Below are 14,762 nucleotides of genomic sequence, written 5' to 3'. Positions count from 1 at the left end.
AACTGCGCGGCCGGCCACGACGCGTCCGCAGACGACGACGCACCGACCGCCGCTGGACCTCACAGCCGCCGGACCTCCCGGGCGGCGGACCTAGCAGCCGACGAGACGCCCGGCCAGGTAGCCCTCGATCTGGTCGAGGGACACGCGCTCCTGCTTCATGGAGTCCCGCTCGCGGACCGTCACCGCGTTGTCCTCGAGGGTGTCGAAGTCGACCGTCACGCAGTACGGCGTACCGATCTCGTCCTGGCGCCGGTAGCGGCGGCCGATCGCGCCGGCGTCGTCGAACTCGATGTTCCAGTTCTGGCGCAGCGTCTGGGCGAGGCCCTTGGCCTTCGGGGACAGCTCCGGGTTGCGGGACAGCGGCAGCACCGCGACCTTCACCGGGGCCAGGCGGTGGTCGAGGCGCAGCACCGTGCGCTTCTCCAGCTTGCCCTTGGCGTTGGGCGCCTCGTCCTCGACGTAGGCGTCGAGCAGGAACGCCAGCATCGCGCGGCCGACACCGGCAGCGGGCTCGATGACGTACGGCGTCCAGCGCTCGCCGGCCTCCTGGTCGTAGAAGAAGAGGTCCTGGCCGGAGGCCTTGGAGTGGGCGGTGAGGTCGTAGTCGGTGCGGTTGGCCACGCCCTCCAGCTCACCCCACTCGTTGCCGCCGAACTGGAAGCGGTACTCGATGTCGGCGGTGCGCTTGGAGTAGTGGGAGAGCTTCTCCGCCGGGTGGTCGTACCAGCGCATGTTCTCCTCGCGGAGACCGAGGCCGGTGTACCAGTTCCAGCGCTGCTCCATCCAGTACTCCTGCCACTTCTCGTCCTCGCCCGGCTTGACGAAGAACTCCATCTCCATCTGCTCGAACTCGCGGGTGCGGAAGATGAAGTTGCCGGGCGTGATCTCGTTGCGGAAGGACTTGCCCATCTGCGCGATGCCGAACGGCGGCTTCTTGCGCGCAGCGGTCTGCACCTGGGCGAAGTTGGTGAAGATTCCCTGCGCGGTCTCGGGACGCAGGTAGGCGACGGAGCCGGTGTCCTGGGTCGGGCCGAGGTGGGTGGAGAGCAGACCCGAGAACTGCTTGGGCTCGGTGAACTGGCCCTTGTTGCCGCAGTTGGGGCAGTTCACGTCGGCGAGGCCGTTCTCCGGGGCGTGCCCCTTCTTGGCCTCGTAGGCCTCCTCCAGGTGGTCCGCGCGGTACCGCTTGTGGCAGGAGGTGCACTCGGTGAGCGGGTCGGAGAAGGTGGCGACGTGACCGGAGGCGACCCAGACCTCGGGGGCCAGGATGACGGACGAGTCGAGACCGACCACGTCCTCGCGCGACGTCACCATGTAGCGCCACCACTGACGCTTCAGGTTCTCCTTGAGCTCGACACCCAGCGGTCCGTAGTCCCAGGCGGCCTTCTGACCACCGTAGATCTCACTGCAGGGGAATACGAAGCCACGGCGCTTGCTCAGGCTGACGATGGTGTCGATCTTGTCGGCGGCCACGGTGCTCTCTTCATTACGGGACGGCAGCGAATGCCTCAGGTTACCGGCGCGGCCACCCCTCGTATCAAATCGGTTCGCGCCCCGGACTTTGTTGACAACCGTTTCCATATTTGATGAAAATGACTGTCATGAACGTACGACGTCGCCTCATACCCATGGTCGCTGCCGCCGGTGCCCTCGCCGCCCTCTCCGCGTGCTCCACCGACAGCACCGCCGTCGGCAACACCGGCAAGTTCGACGTCGTCGCGTCCTTCTACCCGATGGCCTTCCTCGCCGAGCAGATCGGCGGGGACCATGTGAGCGTCACCAGTCTCACCCAGCCCGGCCAGGAGCCGCACGACCTGGAGATCAGCGCCAAGCAGACCGTGGCGCTGGAGAAGTCCGACGCGGTGCTCTACCTCAAGAACCTCCAGCCCGCCGTCGACAAGGCGGTGGACCAGTCCGGGATCACCACCAAGATCGACGCCTCCTCCCTCACCGAGCTGGAGAAGCACGGCAACGAGGTCGGCGGCCACGCGGCCGAGCACGACGACCACGCCGACGAGGAACTGAGCGGCCTCGACCCGCACATCTGGCTCGACCCGGTGCGCTACTCCCAGGTCGCCGAGGGCGTCGGCAATGCCTTCGAGAAGGCGGACCCGGACCACGCGGCCGACTACAAGGCCAACACCGCGGCACTGGTGAAGAAGCTCGACGCCCTGAACACGAAGTTCGAGACCGGGCTCGAGAACACCGGCACCAAGGTCTTCATCACCACCCACGCCGCCTTCGGCTACCTCGCCGAGCGCTACGGCCTCACCGAGGAGGCCATCAACGGCCTCGACCCGGAGTCGGAGCCGAGCGCCAACCGCGTCAGGGACCTTGAGAAGATGGCGAAGGCCGACGGCGTCACGACCGTGTTCTACGAGACGCTCGTCAGCGACAGGACCGCGAAGACCATCGCCTCCGACGCCGGGCTGAAGACGGACGTCCTCGACCCGATCGAGGGCATCACCAAGAAGTCCCGCGGCAAGGACTACTTCGCGGTACAGGAAGCCAACCTCAAGGCGCTGCAGAGCGCCCTGGGAGCGAAATGACACCGGAGGACGGCATGAGCGAGCCCGTCATCGCGCTGCGCGGGGTCCGCGCCGACCTGGGCTCGCGGCCCGTCCTGCGCGGCATCGACCTCACCGTGCACCGCGGTGAGGTCGTCGCGCTGCTCGGCGCCAACGGCTCCGGCAAGTCGACCGCGATCCGCACGATCATCGGCCAAGTCCCCGCGTCCGCCGGGGAGATCGAGCTCTTCGGCACCCCGCGCGGGCGGTTCAGGGACTGGGCCCGGGTCGGGTACGTCCCGCAGCGCACCACCGCCGCGGGCGGCGTCCCCGCGACCGTCACCGAGATCGTCTCCTCCGGGCGCCTGTCCCGCGCCCGTTTCGGCGTGCTCCGCAAGGCCGACAAGGAAGCCGTGCGCCGTGCCCTGGAGCTGGTCGGCATGGCGGACCGCGCGAAGGACTCCGTCAACGCCCTCTCCGGGGGCCAGCACCAGCGGGTGCTGATCGCCCGCGCGCTCGCCGCCGAACCCGAACTGCTGATCATGGACGAGCCGATGGCGGGCGTGGACCTGGCCAGCCAGGAGGTGCTGGCGCGCACGCTCGGGGAGCAGGTCGCCCAGGGCACCACGGTCCTGCTCGTACTGCACGAACTGGGCCCGCTGGAGCCCCTTATCGACCGGGCTGTCGTCCTGCGCGACGGGTGTGTCCAGCACGACGGCCCGCCCCCGCGCGCGGTCGGCCAGCACGCCCTGCCGGGCCACGACCACGTCCACCCCCACGACCACGAGCCGATCCGTACGGGACTGCTGAGCTGATGGACTTCCTCGACTACGCCTTCATGCAGCGGGCCCTGCTCGCCGCCGTCCTGGTCGGCATCACCGCCCCCGCCGTCGGCATCTACCTCGTCCAGCGCCGCCAGGCCCTGATGGGCGACGGCATCGGCCATGTCGCCATGACCGGCGTCGGCCTCGGCTTCCTGCTCTCCTGGTCGCCGGTGTGGATGGCGACCCTGGTCTCGGTCCTCGGCGCAGTCCTCATGGAGCTGATCCGCTGGTACGGCAGGACCCGGGGCGACATCGCCCTCGCGATGCTCTTCTACGGCGGCATGGCCGGCGGCGTGATGTTCATCAACCTCGCGCCCGGCGGCTCGAACGCCAACCTCACGTCGTACCTGTTCGGTTCGCTGTCCACGGTCTCCGCATCGGACGTGACGGCGATCTGTGTGCTGGCCGCGTTCGTGGTGCTCGTCACCCTGGGGCTGCGCCGGCAGCTCTTCGCGGTCAGCCAGGACGAGGAGTTCGCCCGGGTCACCGGTCTCCCGGTGCGCGCGCTCAACCTGCTGACCGCGGTCACAGCCGCGGTGACGGTGACCGTCGCGATGCGCGTGGTCGGCCTGCTGCTGGTCAGCGCGCTGATGGTGGTGCCGGTGGCGGCGGCGCAGCAGCTCACCCGGAGCTTCGCGGCCACCTTCGCGATCGCGGTGGCGATCGGCGTGACGGTGACGATCGGCGGCACTGTGACCTCGTACTACCAGGACGTCCCGCCCGGCGCGACGATCGTGCTGCTGACCATCGGAGCCTTCGTCGTGCTGACGGGTCTCGCGACCCCGCTGGCCAGGCGACGGGCCCGGGCGGCCGCCGCCGCGCAGCCCGCCCCGGACCCCGCGGAGTGTGTGATTCCGGCCAGTCGGGAGGCGGACGGCCCGGTCGGCGTCTGACCGGGCACAGGCCGGGCTGGCACAATGGCCCGGCAGGTGCCGAACGAAGGAGGAACCCGTGACGACCGCAGGACCGCCCGTGAAGGGTCGCGCCACCCGGCAGCGGGCCGCCGTGGCGGCGGCCCTCGACGAGGTCGACGAGTTCCGAAGCGCGCAGGAACTGCACGACATGCTCAAGCACAAGGGCGACGCCGTCGGTCTGACCACGGTCTACCGCACCCTCCAGAACCTCGCCGACGCGGGCGAGGTCGACGTCCTGCGCACCTCCGACGGCGAGTCCGTCTACCGCCGCTGCTCCAGCGGCGAGCACCATCACCACCTGGTCTGCCGGGTCTGCGGCAAAGCGGTGGAGGTCGAGGGCCCGGCCGTCGAGAAGTGGGCCGACGCCATCGCCGCCGAGCACGGATACGTCAACGTGGCGCACACCGTGGAGATCTTCGGCACCTGCGCGGACTGCGCGGCCGCCCAGGCCTGACCCCACAGGGGTCTCACAGCCGAGTCGAGGGTTAACCCTTGTCTCGGCCTCCTTTGCATGACATGGACGGGTCAACAGTGCCACGCTCCCCCCAGCTCTCACGCAGTTCCCGCACGGCACCTCCACCCCGTCGTAGCAGTAGGAGTACGAGTGAGACCCTCCCCACGAAGATCAGCCGCCGCCGCGTCCCTGGTGGCCGCGGCCTCCCTCCTCGCCGTAGGCGTCCAGACGGTCCCCGCCGCCGCCGGGCCCTCCTCCCCCCACCTCGGTCCGCTGCGCACCGGAGGTCTGGAAGCCAAGCTCTCCCCCGCCCAGCGCACCGCACTGATCAAGAGCGCGTCCGGCAAAGCCGGGACGACCGCCGACTCCCTCGGCCTCGGCGCCAAGGAGAAACTGGTCGTCAAGGACGTCGTCAAGGACAACGACGGCACCGTCCACACCCGCTACGAGCGCACCTACGACGGGCTGCCCGTCCTCGGCGGCGACCTGGTCGTGCACACGCCGCCGGCCGCACAGGCGACGGGCACGCTCGGCGCGACCTTCAACAACAACCGCCGTACCGTCTCGGTGAAGTCCACCACCGCCACCTTCGGCAAGGCGGCCGCCGAGACGAAGGCCCTCAGGACGGCCAAGGCGCTCGACGCCGACAAGCCCGCCGCGCAGAGCGCCCGCAAGGTGATCTGGGCCGGCTCGGGCACCCCGAAGCTCGCCTGGGAGACGGTGGTCTCCGGCTTCCAGGACGACGGCACGCCCAGCAAGCTGCACGTGATCACCGACGCCACGACCGGCGCCGAGCTCTCCCGCTACGAGGGCGTCGAGACCGGCACCGGCAACAGCCAGTACAGCGGCACGGTCACCATGGGCACCACGCTCTCCGGTTCGACGTACCAGCTGTACGACACCTCGCGCGGCGGCCACAAGACGTACAGCCTCAACAACGGCACCTCGGGCACCGGCACCCTGATGACCGACGCCGACGACGTCTGGGGCACCGGCTCCGGCTCCAACACCCAGACCGCCGGGGTGGACGCCCACTACGGGGCCCAGACCACCTGGGACTTCTACAAGAACACCTTCGGCCGCAGCGGCATCAAGAACGACGGGGTCGCCGCCTACAGCCGCGTCCACTACAGCTCGGCGTACGTCAACGCCTTCTGGGACGACGACTGCTTCTGCATGACCTACGGCGACGGCACCAGCAGCACCCACGCGCTGACCTCGCTGGACGTGGCCGGTCACGAGATGAGCCACGGTGTCACCTCCAACACGGCGGGGCTCAACTACACCGGTGAGTCGGGGGGCCTCAATGAAGCCACCTCCGACATCTTCGGCACCGGCGTGGAGTTCTACGCCAACAACTCCTCCGACGTGGGCGACTACCTCATCGGCGAGAAGATCGACATCAACGGCGACGGCACGCCGCTGCGGTACATGGACAAGCCGAGCAAGGACGGCGGCTCGGCGGACAGCTGGTACTCCGGGGTCGGCAACCTCGACGTGCACTACTCGTCCGGTCCCGCGAACCACATGTTCTACCTGCTCTCCGAGGGCAGCGGCACCAAGACCATCAACGGGGTCACGTACAACAGCACGACCTCCGACGGTGTCGCCGTCGCCGGGATCGGCCGGGCCGCCGCCCTGCAGATCTGGTACAAGGCGCTGACGACGTACATGACGTCCAGCACCAACTACGCCGGCGCCCGCACCGCCGCCCTGAACGCGGCCGCCGCCCTCTACGGCACCAGCTCCGCGCAGTACGCCGGGGTCGGCAACGCCTTCGCGGGCATCAACGTCGGCAGCCACATCACCGTGCCGTCGACCGGTGTGACGGTGACCAACCCGGGCAGCCAGACCACCACGGTCGGGACGGCCGTGAGCCTCCAGGTCAGCGCGAGCAGCACCAACAGCGGCTCACTGACCTACGCGGCCTCCGGACTGCCCACCGGTCTGTCGATCAGCAGCTCCACCGGCGTGATCTCCGGCACCCCGACCACGGCCGGCAGCTACAGCAGCACCGTCACGGTGACCGACAGCACCGGAGCCACCGGTACCGCGTCCTTCATCTGGACGGTGAACTCGTCGGGCGGCGGCAGCTGCACCTCGAGCCAGCTCCTCGGCAACCAGGGCTTCGAGTCGGGCAGCACCACCTGGACCGCGAGCAGCGGAGTGATCACCAACTCCACCAGCCAGGCCGCCCGCACCGGCTCCTACAAGGCCTGGCTGGACGGCTACGGCTCCACCCACACCGACACGCTCTCCCAGTCGGTGACGGTCCCGAGCGCCTGCACGGGGACGAAGTTCACCTTCTACCTGCACGTCGACACGGCGGAGACCGGCACCAGCACGCAGTACGACAAGCTGACCGTGACCGCCGGGTCGACGACCCTGGCCACGTACTCCAACCTGAACGCGGCCTCCGGGTACGTCCAGAAGTCCTTCAGCCTGTCGGCCTTCGCCGGTCAGACGGTCGCCCTGAAGTTCACGGGCGTCGAGGACTCCTCGCTCCAGACCAGCTTCGTGATCGACGACACCGCGGTGACGACGGGCTGATCCCCTGAACGACGACAACGGGGCGGGTCGGAGGTCAGTCCTCCGGCTCGCCCTTCATCGCTTCCTCCATCTTGAGGAGCTCCTCGTTCGGGACGGCCCCGCCGAAGCGGCGGTCCCGGGAGGCGAACTCGACACAGGCCCGCCACAGGTCGCGGCGGTCGAAGTCGGGCCACAGGACGTCCTGGAAGACCATCTCGGCGTACGCGCTCTGCCAGAGCAGGTAGTTGGAGGTGCGCTGTTCGCCGCTGGGCCGCAGGAACAGGTCCACGTCGGGCATGTCCGGGTAGTACAGGTACTTCGCGAGGGTCTTCTCGTTGACCTTGGACGGGTCGAGACGGCCCGCCTTCACGTCCTCGGCGAGGGCCTGGGCGGCATCGGCGATCTCGGCCCGGCCTCCGTAGTTCATGCAGAAGTACAGGGTGAGCTTGTCGTTGCCCTTGGTCTGCTCCTGGGCGACCTGGAGCTCCTTGGCGACGGACTTCCACAGCTTGGGCATCCGGCCCACCCAGCGGACGCGAATGCCCAGCTCGTCGAGCTGGTCACGGGTCTTGCGGATGAAGTCGCGGTTGAAGTTCATGAGGAAGCGGACCTCGTCGGGCGAGCGCTTCCAGTTCTCGGTGGAGAAGGCGTACAGCGAGATGTTCTTCACGCCGGCCTCGATCGCGCCCTGGAGCACGTCGAGGACCCGCTCGGCGCCGACCTTGTGCCCTTCCGTCCTGGGCAGCCCGCGCTCCTTGGCCCACCGCCCGTTCCCGTCCATGACGATCGCCACATGCTCGGGGATCAGCTCACCGGGGAGCTTGGGCGCGCGGGCACCGGAGGGGTGCGGCTCCGGCGCCCGGTACTCGCGCCGCCGGCGCCCCAGGATCCCGTTTACGGCCATGGTGCTTCTCGTCTCCTCAGTGGTGCTCTACGACTGTGGGGTGCTCTACGACTGTGGTGCTCTACGACTTTTCCACGTACCGAAGGGAGCGCAGCCCGCGCTCCATGTGCCAGTGCAGGTAGGCGGACACCAGCCCGCTGCCCTCCCGGACGTACCGCGGCTCGCTCGCGTCCGCGGTCTCCCAGTCTCCCGTAAGCAGCGCGGCGAGGAGCTCCAGGGTCTGCGGTGACGGTACGACGCTGCCGGGCACCCGGCAGTCCACGCAGACCGAGCCGCCGGCGGCCACGGAGAAGAAGCGGTTCGGGCCGGTCATGCCGCATCGCGCGCAGTCGCTGAAGCTGGGCGCGTAGCCGTTGACGGCGAGGGAGCGCAGCAGGAAGGCGTCGAGGACGAGGTGGGGCGCGTGCTCGCCCCGGGCGAGGGTGCGCAGGGCGCCGACGAGCAGCAGGTACTGCTGCACGGCCGGCTCGCCCTCATGGTCGGTGAACCGCTCGGCGGTCTCCAGCATGGCCGTCCCGGCGGTGTACCGGGCATAGTCGGAGACGATGCCGCCACCGTACGGCGCGATGGTCTCGCTCTGCGTGCACAGCGGCAGGCCGCGGCCGATCAGCTCGCTGCCCCGCGCGAAGAACTGCACGTCGACGTGGGAGAAGGGCTCAAGGCGCGCCCCGAACTTCGACTTGGTCCGCCGCACGCCCCTGGCCACGGCCCGCACCCTTCCGTGCCCGCGCGTGAGCAGCGTGATGATCCGGTCCGCCTCGCCGAGCTTCTGCGTCCGCAGCACGACCCCGTCGTCCCGGAAGAGACTCATCGCACGCCTCCGCACCGGGTGCGCGGCGCGACGCCGTCGTGGCGGAACAGACTCATGGACCCATTCTCCCCTACGCGGGAACCGTGGTCGTCGAAGTCCGCGACGACGGGTGGCCGTCCTGGGGTAAACCCCCCTGGGAATACGGCAGTTGCCCGGATGGGGCCGGGGCCGGTGATCCGCGAGGCTCCTGGCATGAAGCAGATGACGAAGAGCCTCGCCCTGATCGCCGCCGCCTCCGGTGTCGTCCTCGGCGTCCTGACACCGCTCAGCGCGTCCGCCACCAGTGGTCTCCGGTGGACCGAGTGCGAGGGCGGCGGCCTCGATCCGCGCCAGCGGTGCGCGACCGTCTCCGTGCCCATGGACTACGCCGACCCGGACGGACCGAAGATCGAGATCGCCGTCTCCCGCATTCCCGCCGAGAACCCGGAGGCCCGGCGCGGTGCCCTGCTGCTCGTCCCCGGCGGGCCCGGCGGCGACAGCATGAACGACCCCTCGGGGAAGGGGCAGAAGCTGCCGGAGAAGGTGCGGGAGGCCTACGACCTGATCGGGTTCGCGCCGCGCGGGATGGCGCCCTCGACGGCCGTCGACTGCGGGCTCGAACACCGGGACCTGGCCCGGACGACCCTGCTGCCCTGGGCCGCCCCGGACGGCTCGGTCGACGCGAACTTGGCCGCGGGGAAGCGCGTCGCCGAGGCCTGCGCCCGCAACGGCGGCGAGCTCGTCCGGCACATCAGCACCCTCAACGAGGCCCGTGACCTCGACCGCGTCCGCACCGCGCTCGGCGAGCGCAAGGTGTCCATATGGGGCGTGTCCTACGGCACCTATGTCACCGACGCCTACCTCCAGCTGTTCCCGCGGCGCACCGACCGTGTCGTCCTGGACAGCAACGACAACCCGGACCCGGTGCTGGGGGAGCGCGCCTGGCTCGCCGCGTTCGAGCGGGGTGCCGAGGACAACTTCCCCGAATTCGCCGAGTGGGCCTCGGCACCGAGCAACCCGGACCGCCTCGCCGACACGGCCGCCGAGGTCCGCCCCCTGTTCCTGAAGCTCGCCGCCCGCCTGGACCGCGAGCCGATCCCCTGGCCGGGCGCCAACCCCGAGGAGCTGAACGGCAACGTCCTGCGCCAGACGATGCTCGACTCCTTCTACGACCCCGACGACTACCCGGCCCTCGCCAAGCTGATCCTCGCCGCCCAAAAGGGCACGGTGCCGCCCGCGCCGGCGGGCCCGCCCGAGGCCGTCCTCCAGAACGTCGCCGCGGTCGGCGCCGCCACCATCTGCAACGACGTCGACTGGCCGGGCGACCCGGCGCTCTACCGCGAGGGCGTGGCCAGGAGCCGGGCCGAGTTCCCGCTGACCGGGGGCATGCCGAGGAACGCCATGCCGTGCACCGCCTGGCCGTGGGAGCCGAGGGAGGCACCCGTGCACGTCGGCGACCGCGGACCGTCCAACATCCTGATGGTGCAGAACGCACGGGACGTGGCCACCCCGCTCAGCGGTGCCCTCAAGCTCCGCGAGGCGCTCGGCCGGCGGGCCGTCATGGTCACCAACGACTCCACCGGCCATGACGCCTACCTCGACAACGGCACCGCGTGCGGCGACGCCACGGTGTCCCGCTTCCTGGCCACCGGCAAACGGCCCGCGAAGGACCTCTACTGCCGCTGACCGCACCCTCGGTACCGGCGGGCCAGCGCGTGGAACGCCTCCTTCGGTTCCCAGTGCCAGGGTGAACGCGGGTCGTCGGGGCGGTCCTTGATCGCCTTGGCGATGCCGTAGCTCGCCATGTCGAGGTCGTGAAGCGGATCGTCGGGGCGGTGCGGGGCGTCGGCGGTGAGGAACTCGAAGGCCATCGCGGCGTAGAGGCCCATCGACTGGAAGACGTCGAGGAGTTGGGTGAGGTAGACGGCCTGGGTGTGCTCGCTGCGGACGACGTTCCCCTTGATCTCCGGCGGGTCCTTGTCGTAGTCGACGATGTCCCAGCCCATGCCGCCGGCCTCGGGGGCGCCGACGAAGGTGCAGGTGCCGAACTCGGTGATGGCGACGGGCTTGCCGAAGCGCTGGTACTGCCGCAACTCGCGTACGTAGTCCTGTGGTCGGCGGAAGGACGAGTAGTAGTCGATGCCGACCACGTCGAACAGGTTCCAGTCGACCTCGTCGTCCTGGGCGGCGGCGTAGCTGAGGCGGCCCTGGAAGACCGAGCGGCCCACCTTGGCCGCCCTCGCGGTGAAGCGGGCCAGTTCGCGCTGCATCCGCACCCGGTCGTAGGTGCCGTTCCTCAGGTTCTCGATCCGCTCCAGGGCCGTGTCCCCCGGCAGGATCCCCGGCACGAACAGCCAGAACTCGCAGCCCACGCTGAGCTCGACGCTCGCGCCCTGCCGGCGCAGCCGCTCCGCGAACCGGCCGCACTCCGCCAGGTGGTCGAGGATGTCCCGCTGCGGGACGTCCCCGAGGGTCGGCTGGAGCCAGACGTGCAGTCCGCGTTCGGCCACCTCGGCGGCGGTGGCGGTGAGGCGTTCGACACCGTCGCCGGTGACGTCGACGGTGTCGGCGTGCAGGTCCTCGCGGATGGCCCGGATGTCCCGGCGCATCCGGGCGGCGCTCCAGGCGGTGGCGGACGTCTCGCCCGCGCCGACGGTGTAGACGACGCCGTGGCGCTCCAGTCCGCGCCCGGTCGCCTCCGCGCGGCCGGCCGGCAGCACCGCCGCCGCCCCCAGCGCCGCCGCTCCCGTCAGGAACTGTGCCCGGCTGATCCCCGTTGTCTTCTCCATGCCGCCACTGTGTCGGCCGCGGGCGGGCCTGTCCGTCGGCCGATGGTCTACGGCGGTGCAACCAAGGGATGACCGCGGGCGTCGATCACTGAAGAGATCGGCTTCCGTCCCCGAGCGAAGGAGAGAAAGATCTTAGGCTCCGGAAAACTGTCCCGCCGCGCCCTCCTGGCCGCCGGCACGGCCACCGTCCTGACCGGCACGACCGCGTACGCCGCCGAGGACGCCGTCGCCACCCGGCTGCGCGCCCTGGAGGAGCGGTACGACGCCCGGCTCGGCGTCTTCGCGCACCACCTCACGGCCAGGCGGTCCGTCCGGTACCGCGCCGACGAGCGCTTCCCGATGTGCTCCGTGTTCAAGGCCCTCGCGGCCGCCGCCGTCCTGCGCGACCTCGACCGCGACGGCGAGGTGCTCGCCCGGCGGATCCACTACACCGCGGACGACCTGGTGATCCCGGGCTCGGACCAGACCAAGGCACACCTCGCCGAGGGCATGACGATCGCCGAGCTCGCCGAAGTGGCCATCACCTACAGCGACAACACGGCCGGCAACCTCCTCCTGCGCGAACTCGGCGGCCCCACCGCGATCACCCGTTTCGCCCGCTCCCTCGGCGACCGGATCACCCGCCTCGACCGCTGGGAGCCCGAGCTCAACACCGCCGAGCCGTGGCGGCGCACGGACACGACGAGCCCGTACGCCATCGGCCGCACCTACGGCCGGCTGGTCCTCGGCGACGCGCTGGACCGGCGGGACCGGGAACTGCTCACGCACTGGCTGCTGAGCAACACGACCAGCGTCGACCGCTTCCACGCAGGCCTGCCGAAGACGTGGACCATCGCCGACAAGACGGGCGGCGGCTCCTACGGCACCAACAACGACGTCGGTGTCGTCTGGACGGAGGCCGGTGACCCGATCGTCCTGTCCGTGCTGTCGACGATGCCCGCGCAGGACGCCGTACGGGTCGACGCGCTGATCGCCGACGCGGCCGCGGTGGTCGCCGGCACCCTGGGCTGACCGGTCAGAACCGCCGGACGTACCGCCGCTGCCAGGGTGTCTCCACCGCGCGGCGGTCGTAGTGCTCGCGCACGTACGCGACCGCCTCCTCCGGGGGCACCCCGTCCAGCACCGCCAGACAGGCCAGGGCCGTTCCGGTGCGGCCGCGGCCGCCACCGCAGGCGATCTCGACCCGTTCGGCGGCCGACCGTTCCCAGGCGTCGACCAGGACGTCGCGGGCCTCCCTGTGGTCCGCCGGCAGGCGGAAGTCCGGCCAGCGGACCCAGCGGGAGGCCCAGGGGACCTCCGGCGGAGTGCCACCGAGCAGATAGACGCCGTACGACGGTGCCGGCGCGGCCGGATCCAGCGGGTGCCTCAGGCCGCGGCCGCGCACCAGGCGTCCGGACGGCAGCCGCAGGACGCCCGGGTCGTGTTCGTCCCACTCCTGGTCCCACTTCTCGTCCCACCCCTTCATGACCCCATTCGAACCCGTCATCGAGGGCCGGGCAACCGAATCCGCCTCCTCCGTGGTCTGGTGGGCGAGGGAGGGTGCCAGAAGATGCAGGCCGAACAAGAGGACCGGTTCCAGGAATTCGTCAGAGCCAGGTGGTCGCACCTCGTGCGGACCGCCTATCTGCTCACCGGCGACGCCCATCTCGCCGAGGACCTGACGCAGACGGCGCTGGCGAAGGCGTACCGCTCCTGGCGGCGCGTGGCGGGCAGCGACAACCCGGAGGCGTACGTCCGCCGGATGCTCGTCACCTGCAACAGCGACCGCTTCCGCAAGCGGCGCGTCAAGGAGTCGCTGACCGACACGCCACCGGAGCTGGCGGGCCGCGACGAGGCCGTGGCCCGGGTCGACGAACGCGGGGTGCTGATGGCCGCCCTGGCCCAACTGCCGCCCAGGCAGCGGGCGGTGGTCGTGATGCGCTACTGGGAGGACCTGTCGGAGGCGGAGGCCGCCGAGGTGCTCGGCTGCTCACAGGGCACCGTCAAGAGTCAGGCGTCCAAGGGACTGGCGAAGTTGCGTACGTATCCGGGGCTCGCGCAGGTCATGGACCGCGCACCGCAGGGAGGCACCAAATGAGCGAAGAGGAGCGGGACTTCGAGGAGCAGGACTTCGAGGAGCGACTGCGGGAGCTGCTCTCCGAGGACGCGTACACGATCCGGCCCTCGCCGGTGCCGTATCCGCGGATCCGCCGCCAGGGCGTGGTCGAGCGACGGCGGCGGGTGGCGGTGACCGGGGCGGCCCTGGTGGCCCTGGCCGCGGTGCCGGTGGGGGCGTTCGCGGTGGGCGGCGCAGGAACGGGGACGGCCGACACGGCGACGACACCCACGGCGTCGGCGAGCGCCACACCGACACCCACCCCCTCCCCCACGCCCAGCGGTCCGGCGGGACCGGCCACGGCGGGGCAGCTCAGGGACGGGATCACGCTGGAGCAGGCAGCGGCGGGGCTCGACAAGTGCCTCGCCTATGACCGGGACCGTGCGGCCCACGGCGGCCTGGCCACCTCCTCGGACCTGGGCAAGCCCGAGGAGTACCGGATCATCCTGGCGCTGAACAGCACCGGTGACTCCAACTCGCCCGGTGACGGCATCTTCGTGGTCGCCGTGAAGGAGCAGCCGACGCAGACCCGGCTGATCTGCAACATCAAGGACGGCGAGGCCTCCGGACTGAACACCAGCGTCGGCAACGACCGGCAGCCGGACTCCCCACCCGTGCTGGCCGACATCAACGGCAACAAGCTCTACCAGCAGTCGTTCCTGGACAAGGGCAACTGGAAGCTGCCGTTCGGCTGGGGCTTCATCGGCACGGTCGAACCGAGCGTGGCCAAGGTGACCGTCTCCTACGGCGGCGCCAGTAGCGAAGCCGTCCTCGACCACGGCTGGTTCGTCGCCTCCGGCACCCTGACCGAACAGGTCACCAGGAACCCGCACATCAAGGGCTACGACAAGGCCGGCCGGCTGATCTACGACTCCGCCGAGGACACGTCGTACCAGCAAGTGCAGTAGCCGGACGGCTCGGGACAGGGGGGCGCCGTACAGAGGTCGGCGCCCCCT

14 protein-coding genes are annotated in these 14,762 nt (G+C 70.3%); 9 read left to right on the top strand and 5 right to left on the bottom strand.

What is annotated here, in order from left to right:
• Positions 1-90: 90 nt before the first annotated feature.
• Positions 91-1,473 carry a glycine--tRNA ligase gene (locus tag ACZ39I_RS01940; RefSeq protein ID WP_467241763.1) on the bottom strand — a complete coding sequence of 461 codons (1,383 nt, stop codon included), beginning with the start codon at positions 1,471-1,473 and terminating at the stop codon, positions 91-93.
• A 128-nt stretch (positions 1,474-1,601) separates the two neighbouring features.
• Between ACZ39I_RS01940 and ACZ39I_RS01935 the strand changes: the two genes are divergently transcribed.
• The 5 genes from ACZ39I_RS01935 (at position 1,602) to ACZ39I_RS01915 (ending at position 7,249) form a co-directional block, all read left to right on the top strand.
• Positions 1,602-2,549, top strand: coding sequence for a metal ABC transporter substrate-binding protein (locus ACZ39I_RS01935; RefSeq protein ID WP_467241761.1), 948 nt, complete (start codon positions 1,602-1,604; stop codon positions 2,547-2,549).
• Entirely contained in the window at positions 2,546-3,322 is a 777-nt protein-coding gene (locus ACZ39I_RS01930; RefSeq protein WP_467241759.1) for a metal ABC transporter ATP-binding protein, read from the top strand. Before ACZ39I_RS01935 ends, ACZ39I_RS01930 begins: the two co-directional genes overlap by 4 nt.
• The gene (locus ACZ39I_RS01925; RefSeq protein ID WP_467241757.1) at positions 3,322-4,224 is read left to right on the top strand and encodes a metal ABC transporter permease; all 903 of its coding nucleotides are present in this window, start codon (positions 3,322-3,324) and stop codon (positions 4,222-4,224) included. Before ACZ39I_RS01930 ends, ACZ39I_RS01925 begins: the two co-directional genes overlap by 1 nt.
• Positions 4,225-4,282: 58 nt before the next feature.
• A complete protein-coding gene (locus ACZ39I_RS01920; RefSeq protein WP_062043125.1) occupies positions 4,283-4,699 on the top strand; it encodes a Fur family transcriptional regulator in 417 nt (138 codons plus the stop codon).
• A gap of 150 nt (positions 4,700-4,849) precedes the next feature.
• Positions 4,850-7,249, top strand: coding sequence for a M4 family metallopeptidase (locus ACZ39I_RS01915; protein ID WP_467241756.1), 2,400 nt, complete (start codon positions 4,850-4,852; stop codon positions 7,247-7,249).
• Between the two features lie 34 nt (positions 7,250-7,283).
• On the opposite strand, the gene ACZ39I_RS01910 is transcribed toward ACZ39I_RS01915, so the two are convergent.
• Positions 7,284-8,132 carry an isoprenyl transferase gene (locus tag ACZ39I_RS01910; RefSeq protein ID WP_352383751.1) on the bottom strand — a complete coding sequence of 283 codons (849 nt, stop codon included), beginning with the start codon at positions 8,130-8,132 and terminating at the stop codon, positions 7,284-7,286.
• A gap of 61 nt (positions 8,133-8,193) precedes the next feature.
• Entirely contained in the window at positions 8,194-8,943 is a 750-nt protein-coding gene (gene recO / locus ACZ39I_RS01905; RefSeq protein ID WP_020116258.1) for a DNA repair protein RecO, read from the bottom strand.
• Positions 8,944-9,135: 192 nt separating this feature from the next.
• Between recO and ACZ39I_RS01900 the strand changes: the two genes are divergently transcribed.
• Positions 9,136-10,608 carry an alpha/beta hydrolase gene (locus ACZ39I_RS01900; protein ID WP_467241753.1) on the top strand — a complete coding sequence of 491 codons (1,473 nt, stop codon included), beginning with the start codon at positions 9,136-9,138 and terminating at the stop codon, positions 10,606-10,608.
• On the opposite strand, the gene ACZ39I_RS01895 is transcribed toward ACZ39I_RS01900, so the two are convergent.
• A complete protein-coding gene (locus ACZ39I_RS01895) occupies positions 10,596-11,711 on the bottom strand; it encodes an abortive phage infection protein (RefSeq protein WP_467241752.1) in 1,116 nt (371 codons plus the stop codon). The genes ACZ39I_RS01900 and ACZ39I_RS01895 overlap by 13 nt on opposite strands.
• A 96-nt stretch (positions 11,712-11,807) precedes the next feature.
• Here ACZ39I_RS01895 and bla point away from each other — a divergent pair, with 96 nt between their 5' ends.
• The gene (gene bla / locus ACZ39I_RS01890) at positions 11,808-12,722 is read left to right on the top strand and encodes a class A beta-lactamase (RefSeq protein WP_467243291.1); all 915 of its coding nucleotides are present in this window, start codon (positions 11,808-11,810) and stop codon (positions 12,720-12,722) included.
• Positions 12,723-12,726: 4 nt separating this feature from the next.
• Here the strand turns inward: bla and ACZ39I_RS01885 are convergent, their stop codons facing one another.
• On the bottom strand, positions 12,727-13,176 hold the full coding sequence (locus tag ACZ39I_RS01885) for a protein-tyrosine phosphatase family protein (protein WP_467241750.1): 450 nt from the start codon (positions 13,174-13,176) through the stop codon (positions 12,727-12,729).
• An 84-nt stretch (positions 13,177-13,260) separates the two neighbouring features.
• On the opposite strand from ACZ39I_RS01885, the gene ACZ39I_RS01880 reads away from it, so the two are divergent.
• Positions 13,261-13,788 carry a SigE family RNA polymerase sigma factor gene (locus ACZ39I_RS01880; RefSeq protein WP_467241747.1) on the top strand — a complete coding sequence of 176 codons (528 nt, stop codon included), beginning with the start codon at positions 13,261-13,263 and terminating at the stop codon, positions 13,786-13,788.
• Positions 13,785-14,714, top strand: a complete 930-nt coding sequence (locus ACZ39I_RS01875) for a hypothetical protein (protein ID WP_467241746.1) — start codon at positions 13,785-13,787, stop codon at positions 14,712-14,714. Before ACZ39I_RS01880 ends, ACZ39I_RS01875 begins: the two co-directional genes overlap by 4 nt.
• The last annotated feature ends 48 nt before the right edge of the window (positions 14,715-14,762 follow it).

This window comes from Streptomyces sp. NPDC024687 (genome assembly GCF_055559055.1).
This window is presented reverse-complemented; position numbering and strand designations above follow the sequence as displayed.